The sequence below is a fragment of the Halobellus sp. H-GB7 genome, assembly GCF_030848585.1.
GTDB lineage: Archaea > Halobacteriota > Halobacteria > Halobacteriales > Haloferacaceae > Haloquadratum > Haloquadratum inordinatus.
Genome location: NZ_JAVDDW010000006.1, coordinates 141,266 through 165,372, shown reverse-complemented (window position 1 = coordinate 165,372; position 24,107 = coordinate 141,266). Strand labels below are relative to the sequence as shown.

The following is a 24,107-nucleotide window of genomic DNA, read 5'->3' as shown; positions in this document are numbered from 1 at the left end:
CCCCACTACCATTTGGTTGTGCGTATGGCAGTGTTTACGATAGAAAAATCACTGTGATCATATGTACATATGAACTTTTATTTATATTGGATATTTCCACTCAGCGGCCAGTGTCAGCAGATCGACCATCGAGGAGGCTGCTGAGGAGGTGCCGCTGTGCTGCCCGAAGGCGGTTGTGGAACGACGAGGAAGAAATGTCCATCTTCGCGGCGAGTTCGGTGCCGGAAAGCCCCTTCGGAGACTCGAAGTATCCGCCGTAATACGCAAGCTCGATGGTCTCTCGCTGACGGTCGGTGAGTCCGTCGAGGATGGACCCCGAAGAGTGCTCTGAGACGACAGGCGGGTCCTCCGGTTCCGTCACCGCGAGGAGTTCTGCGTCCGGATACGTCGCCGAGACGATGTCGACAGCGCGATGGACGGGCATCGTCGACGGAGTCGTAACACGGATCCGGGCATTGGTTTCGTCTTCGCCGACGATCTGCTGGAGCCGGATGCCGTGCTTGGCTAAGATGGTCGCGATAAACGGGTCTGAGAACGTCACCTGGAACAACACGTGGTCGCCGCCGTCACCGAGCTGTCGGATGGACGTGATTCCAGTCGACTCCACCGCCGTCTGGACAACCCGTTCGGCCGAACCCGCGAGCAGTCGTACGAAGACCGTCGTCTCGCCGCTTTCCTTCTGGTGGAGTCCGTCGAACGAGACAGAACACTGATGTTCCAGTGCGATCCGGATGAGCGGACACGACTGCGAGCGGATCTCGAAGTCGAGTTTTTGACCCTGCTCCGAGAGAACAGCATCCTCCCACTCCATCATACTCATCATACAGCCCAGGAGTTCACCACACTCTTCGAGTACGGCGGTGGTCCACTCCGACACCGCGCCACGCTCGCTCGCGAAGACCGTGAGGACGCCGTAGAGAACGCCCTGGTACTGGAGCGGGATCGCGACAGCCGATCGAAAGCCACGGCGTACTGCGTCCCGACGCCAGGGTTGGTGTTGGATATCTGTCGCCGTGTTCTGGACGACAGTCGTCTCAACGGTGCGAGCAGTCCGAACTGCGGGCTCCGCGACGGTCTCGTCGAGAGTGAACGCGTCAGTGTCGAGGTACCCCTGGTCCTGGCCAGCCCACGCTTCGGGGACGAGTTCGTCGCGTTCTGGACTCAGGCTCCCAACCCACGCGAACGTGAACGGGTCGGTGGTGCTAAAGAGTTCACACGCTTTCTGCTCGAGTTCCGCGCGCGTGTCTGCCGTAATAGCGATCCGAACGATCTCACGGATGTCCGCGTTCAGTTGTTCGATCTGCTGGAGCGTCTCTGTCTGCGCTTCGAGTTCGCGGCGCTGTCGTCGCATCTCCTGTTCGCGCTCCGTGCGGGCAAAGACGGCCTCCGCGTTTCGCGAAAGCAGTTCGAGTAGCCGCTGATCCGTGACTTCGAACTCGTCGACAGAGGTGTGGCCGCAGACGATCGCTCCGAACCCATCGATCGGGGCAACGAGGACGCTCCGGATCGGCGTATCCGAGCTTTGGATGCACTCGTCCGTGCGGGCGTCGGCGAGTCGAACCGACTCGCTCGTCAGATATGCCTCACCGATGATACTCTCGCCGAGCGACAGCGGCAGGAGATCACCGAACGCCTCCGGGACGCCGTCCGAGTGCGCGATCGGATGCAGTCGTTCGTCGTCGGGATCGAAGAGATAGACTGCGACGAAGTCCCGATTGATGGTCTCGACCGCCGTCTCGACGATCGACTCCGCGATTTCGACGTCGGTCTCGGCGCGAACCAAGTCGCGCGCGTTCTCGTGGAGTTCTTCGAGCGTCTGCTCGTACCAGACTTGATCGGAGATATCGCGAAAGATACCGTGGATCAGCGTCTCGTCTGTCGGCGCATCGTCTGGCGCCTCGACGGCGGCGACGCTGATCTCCACGGGGACGGTGTCGCCATCCGCATCGACGACGTGGATCTGCTCGCCGTCAGGCCGATACCGCAGCGTACCACCCACTTCGAGGTGTCTCTCGAAGACTTCCTCGTATCGGTCCGATTCATCACCAGGGTGCAATGTCGTTATCTTCTCGCCGATCAGTTCGGATCGCGATCGCCCAGTCAATTGCTCGGCTTTGTCGTTCAGTTCGCGGAGATGTCCCGTCTCGTCGCTCACGAGAATCGGAACCGGTGCGTTTTCGACGAGCGCACGGTAGGGGTCGGCTGCCGCATCGGACTGCAGCGCGCCGTTCGTCGCCCCATCGAGACGACCGACGACGAAGCGCTGCTCCGCCGACTGGATCGTCGATTCCCAGACGAGGAGGTGGGAGCGTCTCTCACCGGCCGCGGAGGCACCGCCGATCACGATCGGTTGCTCGTCGACGCTCGGGTCCTCGGGGTCGCTGGAGTCTGACTCGAGTCGCTCGCGAAACGCCTCTCGAGCGTCTGCACGGCTGTGGGCGGGAACCAGCGCGTCGAACAGATCCGCATCGCGAAGTGTTTCGCTATCGGTGTTGACGGCGTCACAGAACGTATCGTCGACGTACCTGATGCAGCCATCAGCGTCGACCGTCACGATCCCCGCCGAGAGCGATTCGAGAACCGATTCGAAGAACTGCGCTGACGGCATTCGAACTGCACTCCTTCCCCCTGACTGGTCATTCTATCGGTACGCGTGAGAGTCGCCACCATTCGCCAATAATCCGAGGCGCAGGACGAACCACACACGGAGGGACGGGGACTTTTCACCCGCGACCTCGTTCGGGCGGGTATGGATACCCGCCGCACACTGCTCGTAGACGCCTTCGCCGCCGAACCGCTCGCCGGCAACGCGGCCGGCGTCGTCCCGGAGGCGGACGGCCTCACAGCGGATCAGATGCGAGCGATCGCCCGCGAACTCGCCGTCAGCGAGACGGCGTTTCTGCTCCCCTCGGAGACGGCCGACCGCCGACTCCGCTACTTCTCGCCGGAGCAGGAAGTCGACCTCTGCGGGCACGCGACTGTCGCCGCGCACGCACATCTCCGCGAGGCCGGGGCGATAGACGAGGGCGAGCACACTATCGAGACGAACGTCGGCGTCCTCGACGTCGAGGTCGAATCTGACGGGAGCATCTGGATGACCCAGGAGATGCCGCGGGTCGAACGCGTCGAGGTCGACTACGAGCGGCTGGGGAACGCGCTCGGAATCGACCCCGCGGCGCTTCGCGATGTCGGCGCGGACGCTCCCGTTGCGGTCGCCTCGACGGGGCTCCCCTTCCTGATCGTTCCGGTGAACTTCCTTCAGAACCTCGGGTCGGCCGATCCAAACGACGGGGCGGTCGAAGCGATCGCCGACGAGCACGACGTCGCTGGCATCTACGCGTTCACCTTCGACGCGCTGGGCGCTGATTCGACGCTGCACGCGCGGGCGTTCGCGCCGTCGGTCGGCATCGCCGAGGATCCGGCGACGGGAACCGCGAGCGGCGCCTGCGGCGCGTACCTGCGCGAGGTCGGCGCCTTCGAGGACTTCCCCGAGGAGATGGTCTTCGAGCAGGGGCACTTCGTCGACCGGCCCAGCGAAGTCCGCGTGCGCGTCGCGGGAGACGTTCGCGTGGGCGGGCGCGCGGTGACGTCGCTCGACGGCCGGCTCGCGGTCCCGCCGGCAGAAGAAGACGACATCGTCGAGGCGTGAGCACTCGACGCCGACGGGCGTACCGCAGACCGCGTATTCGGGAGGCGAACCGATCCGAGCCAACCTGGATCGGCCGCAGTCTCTATTACAGGATCCGACTCAGCCGATGTACCGCAGGTCGTCGTCGGTCGGCATCCCCTGCTGTTGGCTCTGCATCTCCTGGATCTTCTCTGCGACCTCTTTCATCTCCTCGGCGCGCTCTTCGAGGGAGTCGTAGCCGACCTCGAAGCCGATGACGTCCTCGAGAACTTCGAGAACCACTTGCGCGCTCGTGGGATCGACCAGATAGCCGCTCGTCTCGCCCATCAGGCACGCGGCCGAGAAGTCGCGGCGGCCGCCGAGCCCGAGGAGCAGACCGCTGACGCCGACGATGCCGCCGGCGGGTTCGCCCTCACGGAACTCGACGCCGGCCTCGGCCAGCGCGTCGATGGCGTCGGCGTCGCTGACGGCACCGAGTACGTCCGGCTCCTCGACGAGTTCGCCCGTCGGGACGCCGCCGAGCGCGTAGATCTCGTCGACGCCGAACGACGTCGCGACGTCGAGGAAGGCGTCGGTGACGTGGTAGTGTCCCGAATGTGACTGTGCCTGGTGGTCGCCGGTGAGAACCAGGAGGTCGCGTTCGCCGGCGTCGACCGCGTGGAACTCGGCGCAGGCCAGCGAGGCGACGCCGTCGTCGTCGACGCCGACCTGCGGGGGGAACTCGTCGGAGTAGACGCGGGCGACGAGGTCCGAATCGAACTCCTCCAGTAGGTGCTCTACAGCCAGTTTTCCGACGTGACCGACGCCGGGTAGTCCCTCGACGAGAGCCGGCTCGCGGAGCTCAGGCTCTGCGAGCGTCTCGATTTCGATGTCGTCCATACCCTCACTCGCGGACGCGGCGTTTAAGAGCGCGTCGGTACTCGCCGTAGGCGTCCTCGGGGTCGAACGGCGCGGGCGCGGAGTTTTCCGTCTCGGCGCCGCACTCGGGACAGGTAGAAGAGAGCGTGTAGACCGGGCGCTCGTGGACGTCGCGCCAGGCGGAACACACGCGGATGTCGGATTTCACGAGCGGAAGGTGAGTCGTGGTCGCAGTCGGTCAGTCGGGGGCGTTATTCGTCTTCTTCGTGCCGGTCGCGGTGGTAGTTGGCGGTGCCGCCGTCGGCCTCGATCGACTCGCTGGCCCGGCCGGCCGCCGCCTCGAGGGCGTCCTCGGCCGTCTTGTAGTCCGGCGCGCGGACGCGGATGCGGTACTCCGGCGAGCCGACGTAGGTGACTTCGAGTTCGATCTCCTCGGGGATCTCGTCCTCGTCGCCCTCGGCCGCCTTGAGCGCCTCCTTGATCCGATCGACGCCGTCGCCGGTCGGACACCGGAGGTCGACGTAGCCCGTGACGTTCACGTACGGGACGGAGACGTTCTGGCGTGCGGTGTCGACGATCGCCTCGATCTCGTCGTCGTCGAGGTCGACGTCTTCGAGCGCGCTGGTGCCGTGGATCGCGGCCGACTCGAAACTGTCGTAGAGAGACTCGAACTCCGCCAGCAGCGCGTTCGCGACGGCGCTGTAGCGCTCGTCGTCGACGTCGTCGCCGAACGCGATCTCCATCCAGTTGTCGGCCTTCTGCTCGTTCTTCCACTCCTGGATCTTCTCTTTCCGCTGGTGCTCGTTGACGTCCTTGATCGAGAGATCGATCTGCTGTGAGCTCTCGTCGACGTCGATGACCTTCGCCACGACGGTCTGTCCCTCGCGGACGTGGTCGCGGACGTTCTTGATCCAGCCGCTGGCGACCTCGCTGATGTGACAGAGGCCGCGTTTGTTCTCGTACTCGTCGAGGTCGACGAAGACCCCGAAGTCCGTGATCTCGTCGACTTCGCCGACGACGAGTTCACCGGATTCAGGCCAACCGCTGTACTTCATATATTGGAACCTCCGAGCGGAGACTTACGCCTCGGCCGAGCGTCGCTCGACCGTCTCGATGACTTCGCCGTGGATCTCGGCGTCGCCGCCGGTCGGCGTCGCGAGCGTCGTCCCGCAGACGGCACAGTTGACGGTCGTGGACGCCTTGCCGAAGACGACCTGTTCGTTGTCACAGTCCGGACACTGAACGCGGTAGAAGTTTCCTGCCATCGTTACTCCTGGAATGTGAGACGGCCTGCGCGCCACCCTTCTCGCATGTGGGCTTTGCCGCAGTCCGAGCAGATGTACTTCAGGTGGGTCTTCTTCGTCGGCTTGTCCCCACCGGGCACTTTCGAGAACTTACCGGCGTTTCCGATCGTCGCTTTTCCGCGGCGGGTCTGCCGCGCGTTCCACTTCATTCCGGTCGACCGGCCCGTTCGGACCTTCTCGACCTCGTGCTCGTGGTGCCCGTCACAGTTCGGGCAGTACGTGTTGAATCGGCGTGGCATCTCCATAGATATCGACCTTGTGCGCTTTTCGATGTGGCCAGTTAAAACCCGTTTGGTTCGGATCGACGCTCGCGACGCCCGCCAGACGGCTTCGGGAGGCCGGTCGCGTGTGAGACAACGACGAGCGGACGCGGAGGGGGAGATCCGCCGCGGTGGCCGCTGAGAGACGCCGGGAGCGCCCCCGAGGCGTCTCCGAAGCGATTAAGCCCCGACTGAGCAAACGTCGTCGTATGAAGAAGGTCATCATCCGCGGGGATCCGGACATCAATCGCGGCGCGACCATCGAGGTCGACGGCGAGGAGGTCGTCTGCTTCTCGATCGACCGCCAAAGCGACTACCACGGTGCCGAACGGCCGCAGCTGTGGTGTACGGTCGGGGCCGAAGACGAGCGTGAGGCCTTCGAGAAACGCGAGTTCGTCCCGCACTTCCTCGACGTCGTCGCCGTCGACGCCGAGGCCGTGAACGTGATCTCCAAACGCGGCGCATAAGTCGGCTCGATCACGGGTCGATCGGCCGCTCGCCGGGCGATCGGTCGCTGTTTCTGCGGGTGTCGCGAGTGGCTACGCGGCGTCAGACGATTCGCGCCGGAGTTCCCCGAGCGCGACCTCGTAGATCGTCACGTCGCCCGAGCGGTGGACCGCCTCGATGGCTTCGGATCCGAACGACACCGAGCCGTAGCGCGCGCGCTCGTTCGGTCCGACCCAGATGTACTGCACCTGATACTCGTAGAGGAGCGCCGCCCGCGCCGAGGCGTTGCCGGTGTAGATCGTGTCGACGTCGCGCACGCGGTCAAAGTACGCTTCGCGCCCGCGGTAGCCGATCTCGTGTCGCCAGCCGGCCACGGTCGGCACGCCAGTTAAACTCGACGCGGGGTTTGCGTTCCAACTGTACATCGCGCGCTCGCGGCCGTCAGTCCCGCCGGGGTAGGTAGTCGTTCCGGGCGCTTCGAGGATCGTCGGTCGGCCTTCCAAGTCGTCGACCCAGTCGATCGCCGCCGCTTGTTCGGGGTGGTCGGTCTCGACGAACTGCGTGGCGTCGAGCGTCGGTCCGCCAGCGGGGGCACGCTCGACGTGCGCGCCGACCGCGAGCACGCCGTAGACGCTCGTCGAGGTGACGAGGGCGACAGCGAGACCGATCGTACCGACGCGTCGCCAAGGGATCTGCGACCACAACGTCGATCCAGAGGTGTCGCCGTCGCCACCGCCGTCGCGTGCGGCGTCTCGGTCACCCGTTGCCCACGGCCCGAGCACGAGCCCGGGGAGCGCGACGCCCATCGCGGTGCCCCAGAACGCCCAGATCTGCGCGTACGTCTTGAAGACGGTGTTCATCCGGCCAGGGCCAGCCTGCTCGTTGACGTACACGAGTTCGACGAGGGTGACCAGACCGGCACCCGCGACGACGAGCACGGCCTCGTAGCCGATCGACCGCGACGTGCGGAGGCCGACCCAAGCGACGACGAGGAGCGGCACCGAGACCGCGAGCGCGGCGAAGCCGATCGAGTGGCCGACGTAGCCTGCAGCGAGGAGTCCGGCCGCGAGGAGCCACGGGCGGGCGACGCGCAGGCGCGAGAGGAGGTAGCCGCCGAGGCCGACGACGAACGCGCCGTGGACGAGCAAGAGCGCGCCGAGTCCGCTTCGCATCTCGGGACCGAGGAGTTCGATCGACCGTTCGCCGCCGCCCGTCGCCGTGCCCAGGAGGAAGGGTGCAGCGAGCACGCCGGCGACGACCGCGGCGACGCCAGCGACGACGAGCGAACCGAAGATGCGGCTGCTCTCGGCCGTCGCTGCGGCGGTCGGCCCGTCGCCGTCAGCGGGTGCGATTCGCCCGGAGAAGCGGCGGAGTCGCGAGCGAAGCCCCGCCGTGCCGGGAAGGAGCGTCCACGGATCCGCGGGCGCGAAGGTCACCGCGAGCCACCCGAGCGCGAGCACGCTCGGGAAACTCCAGGTGTTCTGGACCGCCTGCCAGGCCGCGAGCAGGGGGACGACGAGGAAGGCGAGCGCGCGCCTGCGACCCCGCTCGCGCGCGGGCGTTCGGTAGTACGCGTAACCGACGGCCGCCGCCAAAAGGAGCGTCGGCGTCCCCATCATATGTGCGTGCAGATCGCCGTTCAGCCACGCGAACAGCGGAAATTCGTTTATCGTCCCGGGGATGACGCGCGAGGCGTTCCAGTAGCTGAACGAGTCCGCTCCGGCGAGGATTCGCTCGGCCGTGTAGTCCGTTCGCGCCGCGACATAGGTGGCCGCCGACCGCCGGAGCGACTCGGGGAGCGCGAGCAGCGCGAACCGACCGGCCGTGACGAGGTTGCTCGCGAGGCCGACAAAGAAGACTGCGACGCCCCCGGCGAGGCGGCGCGGGAGTCCCCGATCGGCGCCGATCGAAGCCGCGAGTTCGAACGCGGCAGTGACGAACGCGGCGTAGAAGCCCGCGAGCGCGAGGTTGTAGGCGAACCGCGGCGGCGTGCCCGTCAGCCACGCGAGCAGCGTCGTCGTCAGGTGGCCGCCGTAGTAGTACTTCACCGGCGCGTTCGCGAACCAGAAGTCCTCCGGCGGGAGGACCGCCGAGCGCTGGAGCGTCTTCAGGAGCCCGAAATCGAGGAACTTCTCGCCGCCGCCGGGGTGGACGGCCGGGTCGAACGCGCGGAGCGCGACGACGAAGACGAAGCCGAGGAGGAAGATAGCCGCCGCGTCGCTCGCGGCGTTGCGGTCGATGTCCACGCCGAGGCGAACCCGACCGTCACGGAGGGCTGTGAGGTCGAGTGCGGCAGTCGCACTCGCGACGAGCAGCGTCAGAGCACCCGCTGCGAGCGCGAGCGGACCCCACGTCAACTGACCGACCCAGTAGGCGGGGACGCTGAGAACGACGAGCGCGGCGGGGACGGCGAGGCCCGCGCCCCGGCCGCTCGCGCGAGGGAGGAGCCTGGCGACGAGCGGGAGACCGAGAGCGAAGAGCGCGGCGTAGAGGACCAGCCAGCGGGCGACGAGGGCGTACTCCATTCTCCGTATCGCACGGACCGAGACGCCGAGACATACGTTTTGTGATGCGCCGGGCGGATACCGGAGGAAGTGACTCTCCGCCGACCGCTAGCGGTTCGTTTTTCACACAGAAGCCGGTATCTGGGGGTGATGACTCGTTCCGTCGGGATCGTCGTCCCCGCCTACCGGCCCGATCCCGAACGTCTCGGCGCGTATCTCCGTGCGCTCGCGGAGCGACTCGATCCCGCGGTGGTCCGAGTCGAACTCGACGCGCCGCGGTCCGATCCCCGCAGTCAACTCGGCGCCCTCCCCGACTGTGTCGAGATCGCTGCCGTCGACGCCAGACGCGGCAAGGGGGCTGCGATCACGGCTGGGTTCGAGGCGCTCGTCGACTCGGTCGACGTGCTCTCTTTCGCCGACGCCGACGGGAGTACGCCGGCAGCGTCGTTCGCGGATGTCGTCGACGCCGTCACGTCTGGAGACGCCGACGTCGCGACCGGCTCCCGTCGGCACCCCGACGCCGACGTCGCCTCGCATCAGACGTTCGCCCGTCGCCGCCTCGGCGACGGCTTCGCGTGGCTCGCGCGCCGCTTCCTCGACGAACGGCTCTACGATTACCAGTGCGGCGCGAAGGCGATCACTGCCGATGCCTGGCGCGAGGTCCGCGGACACCTCTACGAGCCCGGCTTCGCCTGGGACATCGAACTCGTCGCCGTCGCAGGCGCGCTGGATCACCGGATCGCGGAGGTCCCGGTGCGCTGGGAGGACCGCCCCGGATCGACCGTCTCGCCCGTCCGAACGACGCTTCGGCTCGGCCGAGCGCTCGTGACGGCGCGACACCGTGCGCGTCTCCTGCGGGAGGACCGGCTGCACGAACTGCTGGACGCGCGCCGCGAGGCCGAGCCGTCGCTGATCGAGCGCCTCGCTGCAACGGACGCCGCAGACGCCGTCGAGGCCGACTGAATGGTCCGTGAGACGGTCGACGCGCTCGCCTCGGGCGTCCGGTTCGGCAAGTTCGTCTCCGTCGGAGCGGTCGGCGCGGTCTTCGATATGACAACCACGACGGCGCTAATCGTCGGTTTCGGGATTCTCGGCGAGTACGCGAAGCTCGTTGGCGCGGAGGTCGCGATCGTCGTGATGTTCGCGATCAACGAGCGCTGGACCTTCTCGGAGCTGGGTGCGTCGGGGCCGCTCCCGACGCTGAGTCGGTTCGTCCGGTCGAACCTCGTCCGCAGCGGCGGTCTCGCCGTCCAGTTTCTGATCGTCCGGGGGCTCCGACAGCTCGATCTGTCGGTCGTCGTCTTCGGCTTCGACCTCTGGCAGTTGATTCCGATCCCGATCGCCATCGCGGGATCGATGTTCCTGAATTACGTCGCAGAGAGCCTGCTCACGTGGCGCGTAACGCAGTCCTGACCGCGAGGGAAATTGCCACACTGCGGGCGAAACACAACCCTTAACCGTAACCCACGGTTTCGTTTCAGTAGCGGGATGGGATAGCCAGGAGATTCCGCCGGGCTCATAACCCGGAGATCGGTAGTTCAAATCTACCTCCCGCTATGGTTCTGCCGAACGTAACACAGCGAGGCGTCGTATCGCCGAGTAACCCCTGCGTTCGGCAGTCATAGCACGAGTAGATTTGAACGAGACTGCGAGGGAGCGCCGCGACCGACGCAGGCGTCGTTCAAATCTACTCCCGCTATTCTCCAGAGGCTCACCATCGAAGCTACAGCACTTTCGAGCCGATCGCACCGATTCTGAGGGCTGCTCGAACTGGACCACGTCCCGAAGAGTCCGACGTCTCTTTCGCGTGAAACGATATTCATCAACCGAATCTGACAGTACATACTGTCGACAGAACTATGTGAAAATTATCGTCAGCCGGTGGATGCCAACACCATTCACGAACTGCTGTCCGACAGTATCAGAAGTCGATCCGACCGCCCGAGGAGAGGTCGCGCTCCTCGGAGAGGCCGGGTTCGGCGGCGTCCCACTCGTCGTCGGTGAGATAGACCGCGCCGTCGTCGACGGTCACCTCGAAAGTGTCGAGGACCGCACCCTCACACGGACCGAAGTTGCAGTTTCCGCTCTGCTTTTCGAACGTCGCACCGTGTTTCTGACAGACGAGTTCGCCGTTGCGCACCAATGCGCTCGAACCCTTGTCTAATCGGACGTCGCGCCAGTGCGGACAGTAGTTCGTGAAGGCAATGACAGAACCGTCGTCGCGTCGAGTGAGGAGTCCTTCGGTCGTCTCGAATCCGGATTTCGCGGTGAAGACGACCGTCTCGTCCGCGGAGACCTCGTCGGCCGCAGCGATGCGGCGTTCCTCGTCCATAGCCGCGCGTTTGGGGTACGGCGATTCAAGCGTGACGGTTTGGCGTCGACGCGGTGGGAGACGTGGGCGGAGTCACTCCCGGACGCCGCTGTCGCCCCCGCCATAGTGGTCGCGCTCGACGCGAGCGTCGTAGACGCGCTGGAACAGCGTCGTGAGCGGGCCGCCGCCGACGTCGATGCCGTCGACCGTTTCGACGGGGCGGACCTCCCAGGTCGTGTTCGTCACGAACGCTTCTTCGGCCCCGCGGAGGTCGTCGGGCGTGAACGCACCCTCGCGGACCGGAATGCCTTCGTCGCGGGCGATGTCGAGGACCTCTCTGCGCGCGATCCCCGGGCGGACGGGACCGTCGAGACTCGGCGTGCAGAGCGCCTCGCCGTCGACGAAGAAGAGAGTGGACGTCGCGCCCGCCGCGAGGCGACCGTCGCCGTCGAGCATCACGGCCTCGTCGGCGTCCGAAACGCGGAGTTCGATACGGGCGAGGACGCCGTTCAGGTAGTTGTGCGTCTGCGCTCGCGACGGGAGCGACTCGTCGGGGATGCGACGCGTCCGAACCGTCTGGAGCGTCGCCGGCTCGTCCCAGACGGAGGTCGAATCGACGCCGCCCCGGGGGCGCGGGGTCACTTGGACGACAACCGTCGGGTCGACCGCCGGGTCGGGCGTGAGCGCGTCCGACTGGACCCCACGGGTGACAGAGAGCTTCACAGAGGCGTCTTCGAGGTCGTTCGCCCGCAACGTCTCGTCGACACGCCGTTTCAGCTCCGGGTCCGAGAGGCCGTGATCGAGCGAGAGCGCCTCCGCAGAATCCGCGAGGCGGTCGGCGTGTGCGTCCCAGCGGAACGCGTCGCCGCCGTACGCGCGGAGCGTCTCGAAGATCGCGTCGCCGTACACAAATCCCCGGTCGCGGACGCTCACAGCCGCCGCTTCTGCCGGAACCAGTTCGCCGTCGACGTGGTAGCGGAGGTCGGCCATCCGGTCGGAGATCACGAGAGCGCTAAGACTGCTCGCGAGCGCGCTCGACCCAACCGGAGACGCGCTTCGATGAGACGCCGATATCGTCGGCGACGTCGTCGGCGTCAGCAGCCGCGAGGTCCGCGACAGTCTCGATGTCGACGGTCCCGAGTCGCTCGGCGTAGGCAGGACCGATGCCTTTGAGCGTCTCGACCGGTTCGCTCTCGTCTTCGCCGGTCTCTGCACCGGCGGCTTCGTCGTCCGCTGTCGCGTCCGCTTCGTCCGCTGTCGTATCTGCTTCCACCGCTGTCGCGTCCGCTTCGTCGTCAGCAGACGCAGCGTCGTCATCTTCCGCACTCGCATCCTCGTCTTCGCTCCCGTCTTCGGGCGCTTCCGTCGGCGTGACGGCCTCGGCGGGCTCTTGACCCGTCGCCTCGTCGACGAGCGTCTCGGTCGAGGCCGCAGCGTCGGTGTCTGCCGCGACCGCGTCGTCGGCCGTCTCGATATCCTCGGCGTCGGGGTCGGGGGAGACAGCTTCCTCACCTTCCCCGGCCGTTTCGACGGCCTCTGCGGGCTCTTTGCCGGTCTCATCGTCGAGGAGCGTCTCAGTCGACGCCGCGGCGTCGGTCTCGGCCGCTGCTGGCTCTGCGGTCGCATCCTCGATCGACGTCTCTGAGTCGGCCGTATCCCCGGGCTCAGTCGCGTCTTCGGATTCGGTCGAGGTCTCGGCGTCGTCGGCGCCTTTGATCGTCGCCTCCGTCGACGCGTCCGCGTCCGCACGTTCCGTCTCGTGTTCGACAGAGACCTGCCCGCCCGCCCGCGTCGATCCCGGCGACGATTCAGACTCGTTCGTGCTCCCGCCGCCGACGAGCGAGCGCAGCGACGACAAGATCGTGTCGAAGATACTCATTACGTTGATGATATGGCCGTCGAGTATTTAAAAACCGTTGCGCCGCGTCGGTGTCACCGAGCGGCTGCCCGGATTGCGGTCGCTATGCGTCCGCCTCGTCCGCACTCGCGTCCGCTGCGTCGGCCTCGTCTGCGGCCTCCTCGTCGCTGTCGGCCGCGTCGTCCGCCGCAGAACTCTCGGCGGCTTCGGCCGCTTCCTGCAGTTGGCTCCGGACCTGCGGCATCGTGCCGGTGAGGTCGCCGACGAGGTCTTCGGCCTCGGCGAGCGACACAAGGAGTTCCTCGACTGACTCGACCTGCGCTTCGATCGCGTCGGGGTCGTCGAAGGCTTCCGCGCGTTGGCCCACGATGAAGGTCTTCTTCGCCTGGCGGAGGTGCTCTTCCGCCTCGCCGACGTCCAGTGCCGAACGGAGCGCGTTGAGAACCCCGAGGACGTTGTCTGCCTCCGCGTCCCACACCGCGTCGGAATCGGGGAGTTCCGCTCGCGCGTCGGCGAGGTGGCTCTCGACCTCCTCGCGCATCTCTGCAGCAGCCTCTCCGAACAGGTCGTCGTCACCGAGTGTGCTCTGGCTACTCATACCATCGGCTTCGACGCGGGAGGGGTTAAAAACACGCCCGAAAGTGAAAGTGAAATCGTGCGGCTGATGCGCGCTCGGGCGCGGTCACTCCTCGACCGCGACGAGTTTCATAAGCGGATAGTCGCCTTCCATCTCCATCCGCGTGCGGACGGTCACGCCCTCGTACTCGATCCGCATCTCGACGTCGACGAAGCGACCGGTCAGCTCCGTGTACTCGGCCGACTGCGCCTCCAACTCTGCGGCGATGCGGTCCGTTCGGACGTCGACGTCGACGTCGACGCAGTACGGTTGGTTCTCGATCGCTTCCTCCATCGCCCGGCCGAGGCTTTCGGCGCTCTGGGGGCTCACGGGCGTGCCCGCGAACTGGTGATAGAGCGTGCCGAACTTGATACCCGCCTCGAAGCACGCGCGCTCTGCATCCGTCCCTGCCTGCCCCGCGTCGGTCATATCCGGTCTCCGTCGCCGTGGGCTAAGGGACTATCGGCTACGGCGACGGATCGGCCCAGTCAGGATGGGCTCCGGGCGGGGCAGCCGACCCCCGAGACGTAGAAAACCGAAGCGAGACCTGTCGGCTCGCCGTCACGGGCGCGAATCGGACGTTTCTTGGCCTCCCTGCCCGGATGGTCGTTCGAATGGACGACCCGGTTCTCCTGACAGGGGCGGGCGGACGCGTCGGGCAGGCCATCCTCCGCCACGTCGGTTCCGAGTTCGACTGGCGACTGCTCGACCGAGAGCCGCTGCCGGACGCGAAGCGTCCCGAGAGCGTCGACGACGACGACGTGTTCGTCGCGGACGTCACCGACGACGAGGCGGTTCACGAGGCGCTCGAAGGCTGCCGCGCCGTGGTCCACCTCGCGGGCGATCCGCGCCCAGAGGCGCCGTGGGACAGCGTCCTGCAGAACAACATCGACGGGACGCAGACGATGTTCGAGGCGGCCGTCGAGACGGGCGTCGAGAAGTTCGCTTTCGCCTCATCGAATCACGCCGTCGGCGCGTACGAGACGGACGCGCGGACGCCGGAATTGTATCGACCCGAAGACGAGTTCCGCTTGGACGGGACGGAGCTGCCCCGCCCCAGCAACCTCTACGGCGTGAGCAAAGCGACCGGCGAGGTGCTCGGGCGGTACTACCACGACCATCACGACCTCTCGGTCGTCAACGTCCGCATCGGCAACCTCACCGAGGGCCATCCCCCGATCGACTACGAGCGCGGGCAGGCGATGTGGCTCTCCTACCGCGACTGTGCGCACCTCTTCGAGCGCTGTATCCTGGCGGACTACGACTACGAGATCGTCTACGGCATCTCCGACAACGACCGGAAGTACTACTCCATCGAGCGCGCGAAGGAGGTCCTCGGCTACGACCCGCAGGACAACTCCGCGGAGTGGCGCGAGGACGAACGCGTCGTCGAGGAGTGAGGCACGCTCGCGGTCGAACCGAGACGATCAGTTCTCCCAGGCGTCGTGGCTCTGTATCTCCTCGCGGACCGTCTCGCAGTCGTCCGCAGAGGACATCCCGAGCGCGTCGACCACCTTCGAGCGCGTCTGTCTGTCGGCGACGCTGGTCCCGTCTGACGTTTCCAGTCTGAACGTCGGCGACGACGAGAGCCCGCCGAGGCTCGATCCACCCGATTCGACGATCGTTGGGAGAACGCCGTGCGCCGCCAGCACGCGAACGAGCTCGTCTCGCCCGTCACCGATGGCGTCTTTGATATCGTCTTGGATTACCATACCAGAGAGTCGTACGCGCCGACAGTCGTTCAATTTTTTGACTGATTCGGGCGTTCAGTCGAACAGCCCGGCGACGTCGCGCTCTTCGCTCCGCTGCCGTTCGACGTGCCGCTGGAGTCGATCGTAGACGAGCGCGCGTCGCTCGCGGTCGGCCGCGAAGTCGAACAGCATCCCGACGAAACCCCGCGAGCGCGAGGCCGCGAGCGCCGTATCGGGCGAATCGCCGTCGGGGCTGTCGCTCTCGTCCGCCTCTGATCGCGCGTACCGAATCGCGTCGTCGACGACCGATTCCTCGAACGCCTCGTACTCGCGCGCCAGGAGTGCTGCCGCGGCAGCGACGTGCTCGAAGGAGAGATCCGTCGGCTCCAGCGCGTCGCCGTCGTAACGGAGCGCGGGCGGCCGACGACGTTCGGCGAGTTCCGGGTCGGCGGCGAGTCGCCGGAGATACGCACGCACGTCCGCGACGTTCACGTCCCGGGACGCTGCGTCGACGTCGGCGAGGTACTGCGCCGCGCTCTCGGCCAGTCCGCGCGCCCCGCTCCAGTTGCGCCGGCGAGAGTGATGTACCGCCGCCGCGTACTGGATCAGCCCGTGGAGCAGTCGCTCCTCGGGCGTCCCGTCGTCGAGGTCGAGCCACGGGTCCTCCCAGGCGTCGTGTGCGGCGCGATGGTCGCCGGCGTTGAACACCGCGATACCGATCCGGAGCGCATCTTGCACAGTCGGAAGTTGTCGTCGCGCGAGTAAATACTCGGCGTTCGGCAGGATTCCGCCCTCCTCGATGCCAGCGAGAGTGTGCCAGCAGGAGTGTGACAGTGGGTGACGAACTTATCCGCTTGCAGGACTATCGTACAGGTGAACAGCATATGACTACACAGCCCACATCCCCGCCCCGGAGGCGAAGCCAATGACCCGCGCGCACGTCACCTGTCTCGACTGCGGTACCGAGTTCGTCCGCCCGAACGGCTACGGAGGGAACTACTGCCTCTCGTGTCACGAGTCGTGGGCGGCCGACGCCGACGAGCGCGAGTCCGAGGAGACGGGCCCCCGCCGGCTCCGGCGTCGGACGACGCCCTCCGTGCGGCGACTCGACGACGATGACGCCGACGCGCCGTCGCGCTACGACGACGAGTGAGCGGCGCTGGCGAGCTTTTTTCTCAGAGGCGGCGTCTCGTGTGCTCGTCGTGTGGCGCCGGTGAAATGTAGCGTCCTGACGGAGATTTGAACTCACTCGCATCGCTTCGCGATGCTCGCTGCTCAAGCCTCCGATAGTCGTATGAACCGGCGCAGACGACTCGCTCCGCTCGTCGCGTTGCGTCTCGCAGAAACGTCCTGACGGAGATTTGAACTCCGGTCCCTGGCTCCGCAAGCCAAGAGGATAGTCCACTACCCTATCAGGACTCATCTCTTCGTACTCCGCATTCACTTATGAGGGTTACGATGCGACGGTACTACGGCACCGACACACACGGTTGCGGTCGGCCGGCAAATCGAACCCGAAGCCTGATCGAGGAGTGACACAAGAGACCGTTTGAGCCTCCGACACCGCTTTTGGGTGGTACGTGCTATCACAAAGTATGCTGCGCCGAACGGTCCTCTCGGGCCTCGCAGTCGCCCTCCCGACCGCCGTCGCCGGCTGTACCAGCTCAGAGCAGGCGACACCGGGGACGGACACCGCGAACGGAGCCACCGAGACAGACACGCCACCCAGTTCCACCGTGACGACGAATCACATCACAGCGACGTTGGTACCGCGAAAAGAGTGCTCCGAGCCCGGCACGGCGACCGTCTCGTTCGGCGACGACGGCGAAATCTCGGTCGTCGGCTGCGTCGTCGGCAAGAACGCCTGTACCGTCCCGCGGTTGCAGGACACCACTTACGACGCCGACACGGGCGTCGTCACCGTCGTCGTCGCAGCCGTCGAAGAGAAGGGAGAAAAAGAGGCGTGCGCGGAAGTGCTCACGAATCTCGGCTACGAGGTCGATATCGAGACGAGCGGCACAGCGCCGACCGGTGTGGAGGTCGTCCACGACGACGTCGACGGGCGACGGACTGTGGCGGACGTGACGAAGTGACCGCGTTCCGGCAGAGAGGAGACGGCGCGCCGGCGACGTGGCGAACAGATGGCGCACCGGCACCGACGGGCGCATCGAACGTTCAGGTCCAGCGAACGTTCATATAGGAGGACGGAACCACACCTCGCGTGCCAGAGATCGACCGGGGGAGACAGCGCGTATCACGGGGGCAAATCGGGGAACCGCGAGACGGCGAGACGGCCCGCACACGGCGCAGAACCACCGACAAGACAACGCTTAAGCGGCGGCCTACCCTGGCTGTGGATATGCCTGTGGCCGTATCCGCTCGACCCGCGGGTTTCGCGCTCGAACCCGACGGCCGTCGCCGCGATGGGGGTGTCGCGTAGATGGGAGCAATCGAAGACGTGTACGACGACCTCGACACCGACGTCGACTTCGAGGAGTTCGAGGCCGCCGTCGAGGACAAGGTCGAACAGATGGGGGGCCTCGCCGACGAGGAGACCGCCGCGATGCTCATCGCCCACGAACTCCGCGACGAGGAGGTCGAGGGCGTCGCCGACGTCGCACCGGGGATGGACGACGTGAAGTTCCTCGCGAAGGTGATGAGCGTCGGCGACCTCCGGACGTTCGAGCGCGACGGCGACGACGACGACGGGAGCGTCGTCAACGTCGAAGTCGCCGACGAATCCGGCCGCATCCGGATCACGATGTGGGACGGTATGGCCGAAGACGCCGTCGAGAGGCTCGAAGTCGGGCAGGTGCTCCGCGTGGCGGGGCGTCCGAAAGAGGGCTACAACGGCGTCGAAGTCGACGTCGACAAGGTCGAACCCGCCCCGGACGCCGAAGTCGACGTGGAGGCGCTCGACACCTACCGCGTCGAGGACCTCGCGCTCGGGCTCTCGGACGTGAATCTGAAGGGTCGCGTACTCAGTACCGACAGCGTCCGGACGTTCGACCGCGACGACGGCTCGGAGGGCCGCGTCGCGAACCTGACGCTCGGCGGTCCGACCGGTCGCGTGCGCGTCACGCTCTGGGACGAGAAGGCCGATCTGGCGACCGAGTTCGACACCGGCGACTCCGTCGAAGTCGTCGACGGCTACGTCAGAGAGCGCGACGGCACGCTCGAACTCCACGTCGGGAACCGCGGCGCGGTCGAAGCCCTCGACGAGGCGATCGAGTACGTCCCCGACACGACGGACATCGACGCGCTCGAACTCGGCGAGACCACCGATATCGCGGGCGGCGTCATCGAGACCGATCCCAAGCGAACGTTCGACCGCGACGACGGCTCCGAGGGACAGGTCCGGAACGTCCGAATCAAAGACGAGACCGGCGACATCCGGGTCGCACTCTGGGGCGAGAAGGCCGACCTCGACATCGACCTCGCGGACTACGTCGTCTTCACGGACGTCGAGATTCAGGACGGCTGGCAGGACGACCTCGAAGCCTCCGCCGGGTGGCAATCGACGATCAGCGTGATGGACGACGCGCCGGAAGACGCCGCCGACACTACCGCCGAAGCAGCGCAGTCGACCGGACTGGGCGCGTTCGAGGCGAGCGGTAGCAACGATACGGACGACACCACAGCGAGCGACGGAGCGGCCAGCGTCGACGGGTCGGGGTCAGGCGCAGTCGCCGCGACAGTCACGGACCAGTCGGCGGAGACGACGACCACGGACGCGGAGACGGGCGGCACCGAGACGTTCACCGGCACGGTCGTACAGGCCGGAAGCCCGGTCGTCCTCGACGACGGGACCGAGACGCGAAGCGTCGAAACCGACGAGTCGCTCCGCCTGGGCGAGGAAGTGACCGTTACCGGCCCCGTCAGCGACGGAACGATCACCGCGGCCGACGTCGAGCGGACGGAGTAAGCCGCGACGGAGCGGAGACGACGTTCGCCAGTCGCGCCGCGCAGAACCGCCGAGCGACGGCGTCGGACAGACAGCGAGCGGCACAGGGGTCGCTACGGAAAGGATTATACGCCGGTCGAACCGCATATGTTGGTAATGAGTGTCGAGTTGCCGTTCGCCCCCGTGGACACTATCATTCGACGGAGAGCCGGCGACCTCCGGGTCAGTTCCGGGGCAGCCGAGGAACTCGCTCGTCGCGTCCAAGAACACGGGGCGGCGCTCGCCGTCGAGGCCGCCGAGAAAGCGGCCGAAGACGGCCGCAAGACGTTGATGGCCGAGGACTTCGACGTCCAGCAGGTCGTCAGTCGTCGCGAACTCGAACTGCCGATCGCGCCGATCGACCGTATCGCCCGCCTCGAAATCGACGACCGGTACCGCGTCTCGATGGATGCCCGGATCGCCCTCGCGGACATCCTCGAAGACTACGCCGACAACGTCGCGAGCGCGGCCGCGACGCTGGCTCAGCACGCGGACCGGCGAACGGTTCAGGCCGAAGACATCGAGACGTACTTCGCCCTCTTCGAGTAGCGATGCAGTTCGGCTACAGCGAGACTTGTCTCGCACACGACACCGGCGACCGGCACCCGGAGACCGCCGACAGACTCCGCGCGATCCGCCGCGCGCTCGCGAAGCGACACGGCGTGTCCTACGTCGAAGCCGACGCCGCCGACGAGTCGTCGGTGACGGCCGTCCACGGCGCCGACTACGTCGACGAGATCAGTTCGTTCTGCGACGACGGCGGCGGCAACTGGGATCCCGACACCGTCGCGTCCGAAGACACCTGGGACGCCGCTCTCGCGTCGGCGGGGCTCTCACAGTGGGCCGCCCGGGAGGCTGCCGACGGCGCGGACGGCCGCGACACGCCGTTCGCGATCGGCCGCCCGCCCGGGCACCACGCCGTCGCCGACGACGCGATGGGGTTCTGCTTCATCAACAACGCGGCGGTCGCCGCCCAGACGGTACTCGACGATCCGGACGCGGACGTCGACCGCGCAGTCATCTTCGATTGGGACGTCCACCACGGCAACGGCACCCAGGACATCTTCTACGATCAGGGCGACGTCCTCTATGCCTCCGCCCACGAGGAAGGACTCTATCCGGGGACCGGTGAGGTCGACGAGACGGGAACTGGCGACGGCGACGGGACGACGTTGAACATTCCGCTCGCTGCGGGCGCAGGCGACGAGGACTACCTTCTGGTCGTCGAGGAAGTGCTCAGACCCGCCATCGAGCGGTACGATCCGGATCTGTTCATCGTGAGCGCCGGCTTCGACGCCCATCGGCACGATCCGATCTCGCGAATGCGCGTCTCGACGGAAGGGTACGCTCTCCTAACCGATCGGATCCGCTCGCTCACCGACGACGTCGACGCAGGACTTGCGTTCGTGCTCGAAGGTGGCTACGGCCTCGACACCCTCTCAGAGGGCGTCGCGATCGTCCACGAGACCTTCGACGGCCGCTCGCCGATGGATCCCGACGACGACCCCGACGAACAGACCGAGCGGTTGGTCGAAGACGTCCGGAAGGCCCACGGCCTCGACGAGTAAAGAGACGAACCCGACGCCAGCGATCAGCCCACCGCTATGGCTGCGGGTCGAAATACGCCGCTAACTCCGAGCCGAATTCGTCACAGAGCGTCGCGACCGCGTCGTCGACGAGCACGTCGTAGTCGTCTTCCAGTGTGGTCTGGATCCGCGCGCCGAGGCCGACCGTAAACAGTTCTTCGGAGGCGAGGAGTTCGGCGGCGTCAGTGAACTCGCGGGCCCGTTCGACGACGTATCGGTCGCCGTCGACGAACGGCCCGTAGACGTCGGGAGCAGAGTCCGAGTCGGGCTCGTCGTGTCCCTCCTCGTCGTCCGCGTACGCATCGCCGTCGTCCGCATACGCCTCGTAGAAGCCCTCAGCGTGCTGGCGAACGTGCACGGGCGGGCCGTCGTGGCGTTCGATCGCCGGGAGCGTCCGGTGGGCGAGTTCGACGAACAGCACCGCGCGCTCGTCGGCGAACGTCGCGGCGCGGATCGGCTCGAACCCACGGCGATCGAGTTCGTCGCGGACTCCCGACAGTGACTTTCTGAGCTGGGGGTACAGCTGATCGTCGACGATGTCCGGTGCGTCGAAGACGATCGCGACGGGCGTCGTCCCGCGGCGGTCGACGTGGGTACGAACTGCCTCGGGGGCGAGCGGAGCCGGTGTCGCGGACTCGAACAGTTCCGCGCGCGGGTCGTCGAGAAAGTCGCGGGCGTAGTGCTGAAGACGCGCGAGATTCGCGGCCGAGCAGACCGCGGCGACGTTCCGCGTCGGGTCCGTCGGGTCGACCATCACGAGCGGGTCGTCGTGAGACTGCGAGCCGTGATCCTCGGGGTCGAAAACGACCGGCGGGTGCCAGTCTGCGGCCGCCTCAAGCAGCGATGCGAAGTCGCCGTGTTCGAGAACGAGCAGTTCAGAGAGATACCCCGAGAAGCCCTCGGTCCGGAGATTGCTCCCGTAGACGCCGATGCCCTTCAGGAACTGTTTGAACACGCGCATCTCGCTCGCGAGGTCGTCGTCGATGCGCGCCCGGAGATAGGCGTTGTGGTGTGGCGTACGGTCGACAGCCGACTGTAACGCGGACCCCTCGCCGACGTCGTAGCAGGGAACGAGATCGACGTCGAAGCCCTCGAACTCGCCGGTGACGTAGGGGTGTTCGGCGTACTCCTCGTGTCCTCCGGGGAGAACTGCGTTGCCGATTTCGAGGCCGTAGCGCTCCAGCGTCTCGCGGTCGAGCGACGGCGGGAACCGGACGAACAGGTCGATGTCACGGTCGCCGGCGAGCCACGTCCCGCGAGCCGTCGATCCCACCTGAACGACGTCGCCCTCGACCGGGAGCTCGGCGAGTTCGGCTTCGACGCGCTCGGTGAGCGACGCCACTGCGGCCCGCATCGCCTCGCGCTCCGCGGCGTCGGGCGTGATCCGCTCGCGGACGCGTTCGATCACCTGGCGTCTCTCGTCGGCATCGACCATCGTTGTCACCGCTTCGGGTGGGCTCGGCGAAAGAGTGTCGATGCGCCCAGGACAGTCGCCGTGTGGCGTCTCGACTGTGCCGGTACCTCGCATCCGTGCGGTGAAAACGAAAGCCCTATCATACTACCTCGGTGTACGTTCGTGTGCAGGCACGAGCCGTCGTAGCTCAGTTGGTAGAGCACCTCGCTGTTAACGAGGTGGTCCCAGGTTCGAGCCCTGGCGACGGCGCTTCTTCCTCTCGACGTCGACGTGTGAGCCGGTAGTGTCACTGCTACTGTGCAGAACCGCGCCGCGACAACGATAACGTCTAAGAGGGAGACCGCGGAACGGTAGACCGTCGGGCCCTTAGCTCAGTCTGGTTAGAGCGCTCGGCTCATAACCGAGTGGTCGATGGTTCGAATCCGTCAGGGCCCATACGAGTGTCCGAGCGGAAGCGAGGACCGAGCCTGCAACGCTGACGGAATCGAATCAGGGAGCAGCTTTGCTGCGACCGAAGTTCGAATCCGTCAGGGCCCATACGAGTGTCCGAGCGGAAGCGAGGACCGAGCCTGCAACGCTGACGGAATCGAATCAGGGAGCAGCTTTGCTGCGACCGAAGTTCGAATCCGTCAGGGCCCATCTTTTATTACCACCGAGCCCGCTCAGCCGAGCGAGACATCGAGATACAGCATCACGACGATACCGATGATCGTCCCGAGCGTCGCGACGCGCTCGTGGCCGCTGACGTGTGTCTCCGGGACGATCTCGTCACTGATGACGAACAGCATCGCACCGGCAGCGAAGCCCATCGCGTAGGGGAGCAAGACCGAGACTGTCTGGACGGCGTAGGCACCGAGAACCGCCAGCGGGATCTCCACGAGACCCGATCGAATGCCGGTGAAGACGGCGTATGTACGCCGATTGAGTCCCGCGTTGACGGCGGCGACGGACACGGCCAGTCCCTCGGGGATGTTCTGGATGCCGATCGCGAGCATCAGGGGGATCGCGCCCGCGACGTCGCCGCTGCCGAATCCGACACCGACAGCGAGCCCCTCGGGCATATTGTGCAGCGTGATAGCAAGGATGAACAGGACCACGGGCGCGAGTCGGTCGTCGGTAAGCGGTAGCGACTCGCCCGGGTCCGCCGCGTCTGCTCGGCGACGTCCCGTCAGGAGGAAGTGCGCGTGCGGAACGAGGCCGTCGGAACGGTCGAGAAACAGCGCGCCGAGGAGGAGACCGACGAGGACCGGAATCGGATTGCCGTTCGAGTACGTCTCTATCCCCGGAATGATGAGGCTCGTGAAACTGGCTGCGAGCATCACCCCGGCGGCGAATCCGAGCGCCCCATCGAGCGCCCGTTCGGACGGGTCCCGCCAGACGAACACGAGCGACGCGCCGAGGAGATTCATCCCCGCGATCACGAGGCCGCCGACGAGGCCGTGAACGATCGGGTTCGAGCCGAACAGCTCGACGAACGTATCAGCGAGCATGTCAGCTCCCCACGCCGGGTCGAATCAGTCCCGTAGCGCCGTGGTGTCGCTGCCGTCTAGGGAGACGAGCAGGAGTCGTGAGAGCCGTCCGACAGGAAGCCATAGCAGACGACTCGTCGGCGAGGGGCTTATATCATCGGCTTCCACGTGGGAGCGTCGCTCCCGGCGGTGGATCGTATGAGAGAGATCGAAAACCC

26 protein-coding genes and 4 tRNA genes are annotated in these 24,107 nt (G+C 66.3%); 13 read left to right on the top strand and 17 right to left on the bottom strand.

All coding sequences use genetic code 11. The features are described 5' to 3' along the window. Positions 1–100: 100 nt before the first annotated feature. Positions 101–2,608, bottom strand: a complete 2,508-nt coding sequence (locus RBH22_RS11960; RefSeq protein WP_306677612.1) for a bacterio-opsin activator domain-containing protein — start codon at positions 2,606–2,608, stop codon at positions 101–103. A 141-nt stretch (positions 2,609–2,749) separates the two neighbouring features. Here RBH22_RS11960 and RBH22_RS11955 point away from each other — a divergent pair, with 141 nt between their 5' ends. Further along, on the top strand, positions 2,750–3,649 hold the full coding sequence (locus RBH22_RS11955) for a PhzF family phenazine biosynthesis protein (protein WP_256287760.1): 900 nt from the start codon (positions 2,750–2,752) through the stop codon (positions 3,647–3,649). Between the two features lie 99 nt (positions 3,650–3,748). Here RBH22_RS11955 and RBH22_RS11950 read toward each other — a convergent pair whose 3' ends face one another. The 5 genes from RBH22_RS11950 to RBH22_RS11930 are packed head-to-tail and all read right to left on the bottom strand — an operon-like array spanning position 3,749 to position 6,035. Beyond that, complete coding sequence (locus RBH22_RS11950) at positions 3,749–4,507, bottom strand: proteasome assembly chaperone family protein (protein ID WP_256287759.1); 759 nt, start codon at positions 4,505–4,507, stop codon at positions 3,749–3,751. 4 nt (positions 4,508–4,511) lie between these two features. Next, a complete protein-coding gene (locus RBH22_RS11945; protein ID WP_256546368.1) occupies positions 4,512–4,694 on the bottom strand; it encodes an RNA-protein complex protein Nop10 in 183 nt (60 codons plus the stop codon). A gap of 43 nt (positions 4,695–4,737) precedes the next feature. Beyond that, the gene (locus tag RBH22_RS11940) at positions 4,738–5,541 is read right to left on the bottom strand and encodes a translation initiation factor IF-2 subunit alpha (protein WP_256546367.1); all 804 of its coding nucleotides are present in this window, start codon (positions 5,539–5,541) and stop codon (positions 4,738–4,740) included. Between the two features lie 24 nt (positions 5,542–5,565). Then, complete coding sequence (locus RBH22_RS11935; protein ID WP_121558855.1) at positions 5,566–5,751, bottom strand: 30S ribosomal protein S27e; 186 nt, start codon at positions 5,749–5,751, stop codon at positions 5,566–5,568. 2 nt (positions 5,752–5,753) lie between these two features. Beyond that, entirely contained in the window at positions 5,754–6,035 is a 282-nt protein-coding gene (locus RBH22_RS11930; protein WP_121568992.1) for a 50S ribosomal protein L44e, read from the bottom strand. A 224-nt stretch (positions 6,036–6,259) separates the two neighbouring features. Here RBH22_RS11930 and RBH22_RS11925 point away from each other — a divergent pair, with 224 nt between their 5' ends. Beyond that, positions 6,260–6,517: an HAH_0734 family protein gene (locus RBH22_RS11925; RefSeq protein ID WP_121568993.1), complete on the top strand. Its 258-nt coding sequence runs from the start codon at positions 6,260–6,262 to the stop codon at positions 6,515–6,517. Positions 6,518–6,589: 72 nt separating this feature from the next. On the opposite strand, the gene RBH22_RS11920 is transcribed toward RBH22_RS11925, so the two are convergent. Beyond that, positions 6,590–9,022, bottom strand: a complete 2,433-nt coding sequence (locus RBH22_RS11920) for a DUF2298 domain-containing protein (RefSeq protein ID WP_306677611.1) — start codon at positions 9,020–9,022, stop codon at positions 6,590–6,592. 129 nt (positions 9,023–9,151) lie between these two features. On the opposite strand from RBH22_RS11920, the gene RBH22_RS11915 reads away from it, so the two are divergent. The 3 genes from RBH22_RS11915 (at position 9,152) to RBH22_RS11905 (ending at position 10,558) form a co-directional block, all read left to right on the top strand. Continuing rightward, positions 9,152–9,964: a dolichol-P-glucose transferase gene (locus RBH22_RS11915; protein WP_306677610.1), complete on the top strand. Its 813-nt coding sequence runs from the start codon at positions 9,152–9,154 to the stop codon at positions 9,962–9,964. Continuing rightward, a complete protein-coding gene (locus RBH22_RS11910; RefSeq protein ID WP_306677609.1) occupies positions 9,965–10,414 on the top strand; it encodes a GtrA family protein in 450 nt (149 codons plus the stop codon). 69 nt (positions 10,415–10,483) lie between these two features. Then, positions 10,484–10,558: transfer RNA gene (locus RBH22_RS11905), tRNA-Met, on the top strand. A gap of 364 nt (positions 10,559–10,922) precedes the next feature. Here the strand turns inward: RBH22_RS11905 and RBH22_RS11900 are convergent. From RBH22_RS11900 to RBH22_RS11880, 5 genes are all read right to left on the bottom strand, one after another. Continuing rightward, the gene (locus RBH22_RS11900; protein ID WP_256287753.1) at positions 10,923–11,333 is read right to left on the bottom strand and encodes a Rieske 2Fe-2S domain-containing protein; all 411 of its coding nucleotides are present in this window, start codon (positions 11,331–11,333) and stop codon (positions 10,923–10,925) included. Positions 11,334–11,405: 72 nt separating this feature from the next. Next, positions 11,406–12,302 carry an aminotransferase class IV gene (locus tag RBH22_RS11895; protein ID WP_256546363.1) on the bottom strand — a complete coding sequence of 299 codons (897 nt, stop codon included), beginning with the start codon at positions 12,300–12,302 and terminating at the stop codon, positions 11,406–11,408. A gap of 22 nt (positions 12,303–12,324) precedes the next feature. Continuing rightward, positions 12,325–13,191 carry a helix-hairpin-helix domain-containing protein gene (locus RBH22_RS11890; RefSeq protein ID WP_306677608.1) on the bottom strand — a complete coding sequence of 289 codons (867 nt, stop codon included), beginning with the start codon at positions 13,189–13,191 and terminating at the stop codon, positions 12,325–12,327. Positions 13,192–13,273: 82 nt separating this feature from the next. Next, positions 13,274–13,768 (bottom strand): DUF5790 family protein, encoded by a 495-nt coding sequence (locus RBH22_RS11885; RefSeq protein ID WP_256287750.1) that lies wholly within the window; start codon positions 13,766–13,768, stop codon positions 13,274–13,276. A gap of 84 nt (positions 13,769–13,852) precedes the next feature. Continuing rightward, positions 13,853–14,215 carry a dihydroneopterin aldolase family protein gene (locus tag RBH22_RS11880; protein ID WP_121569001.1) on the bottom strand — a complete coding sequence of 121 codons (363 nt, stop codon included), beginning with the start codon at positions 14,213–14,215 and terminating at the stop codon, positions 13,853–13,855. 185 nt (positions 14,216–14,400) lie between these two features. Here RBH22_RS11880 and azf point away from each other — a divergent pair, with 185 nt between their 5' ends. Next, positions 14,401–15,186 (top strand): NAD-dependent glucose-6-phosphate dehydrogenase Azf, encoded by a 786-nt coding sequence (azf, locus tag RBH22_RS11875; RefSeq protein ID WP_256287749.1) that lies wholly within the window; start codon positions 14,401–14,403, stop codon positions 15,184–15,186. Between the two features lie 27 nt (positions 15,187–15,213). Here azf and RBH22_RS11870 read toward each other — a convergent pair whose 3' ends face one another. Further along, positions 15,214–15,498, bottom strand: coding sequence for a hypothetical protein (locus tag RBH22_RS11870; protein ID WP_256287748.1), 285 nt, complete (start codon positions 15,496–15,498; stop codon positions 15,214–15,216). A gap of 54 nt (positions 15,499–15,552) precedes the next feature. Further along, positions 15,553–16,215, bottom strand: a complete 663-nt coding sequence (locus RBH22_RS11865) for a DUF309 domain-containing protein (protein ID WP_256287747.1) — start codon at positions 16,213–16,215, stop codon at positions 15,553–15,555. Positions 16,216–16,402: 187 nt separating this feature from the next. Between RBH22_RS11865 and RBH22_RS11860 the strand changes: the two genes are divergently transcribed. Beyond that, positions 16,403–16,630 (top strand): hypothetical protein, encoded by a 228-nt coding sequence (locus RBH22_RS11860; RefSeq protein ID WP_121569004.1) that lies wholly within the window; start codon positions 16,403–16,405, stop codon positions 16,628–16,630. Positions 16,631–16,823: 193 nt separating this feature from the next. Here the strand turns inward: RBH22_RS11860 and RBH22_RS11855 are convergent. Further along, positions 16,824–16,896 (bottom strand) — tRNA-Arg (locus RBH22_RS11855). Between the two features lie 176 nt (positions 16,897–17,072). Between RBH22_RS11855 and RBH22_RS11850 the strand changes: the two genes are divergently transcribed. From RBH22_RS11850 to RBH22_RS11835, 4 genes are all read left to right on the top strand, one after another. Beyond that, positions 17,073–17,570 (top strand): hypothetical protein, encoded by a 498-nt coding sequence (locus RBH22_RS11850; protein ID WP_306677607.1) that lies wholly within the window; start codon positions 17,073–17,075, stop codon positions 17,568–17,570. Between the two features lie 347 nt (positions 17,571–17,917). Beyond that, on the top strand, positions 17,918–19,402 hold the full coding sequence (locus RBH22_RS11845) for a single-stranded DNA binding protein (RefSeq protein ID WP_256287745.1): 1,485 nt from the start codon (positions 17,918–17,920) through the stop codon (positions 19,400–19,402). Between the two features lie 135 nt (positions 19,403–19,537). Next, positions 19,538–19,969 carry a histone gene (locus RBH22_RS11840; RefSeq protein WP_121569007.1) on the top strand — a complete coding sequence of 144 codons (432 nt, stop codon included), beginning with the start codon at positions 19,538–19,540 and terminating at the stop codon, positions 19,967–19,969. Between the two features lie 2 nt (positions 19,970–19,971). Then, positions 19,972–20,988 carry a histone deacetylase gene (locus RBH22_RS11835; protein WP_256546356.1) on the top strand — a complete coding sequence of 339 codons (1,017 nt, stop codon included), beginning with the start codon at positions 19,972–19,974 and terminating at the stop codon, positions 20,986–20,988. Between the two features lie 34 nt (positions 20,989–21,022). Here RBH22_RS11835 and cca read toward each other — a convergent pair whose 3' ends face one another. Continuing rightward, on the bottom strand, positions 21,023–22,441 hold the full coding sequence (cca, locus tag RBH22_RS11830; RefSeq protein WP_306677606.1) for a CCA tRNA nucleotidyltransferase: 1,419 nt from the start codon (positions 22,439–22,441) through the stop codon (positions 21,023–21,025). 155 nt (positions 22,442–22,596) lie between these two features. On the opposite strand from cca, the gene RBH22_RS11825 reads away from it, so the two are divergent. Next, positions 22,597–22,669: transfer RNA gene (locus RBH22_RS11825), tRNA-Asn, on the top strand. A gap of 111 nt (positions 22,670–22,780) precedes the next feature. Beyond that, positions 22,781–22,855 (top strand) — tRNA-Ile (locus RBH22_RS11820). Between the two features lie 227 nt (positions 22,856–23,082). On the opposite strand, the gene RBH22_RS11815 is transcribed toward RBH22_RS11820, so the two are convergent. Continuing rightward, complete coding sequence (locus tag RBH22_RS11815; RefSeq protein WP_256546354.1) at positions 23,083–23,910, bottom strand: ZIP family metal transporter; 828 nt, start codon at positions 23,908–23,910, stop codon at positions 23,083–23,085. Positions 23,911–24,107 lie beyond the last annotated feature (197 nt).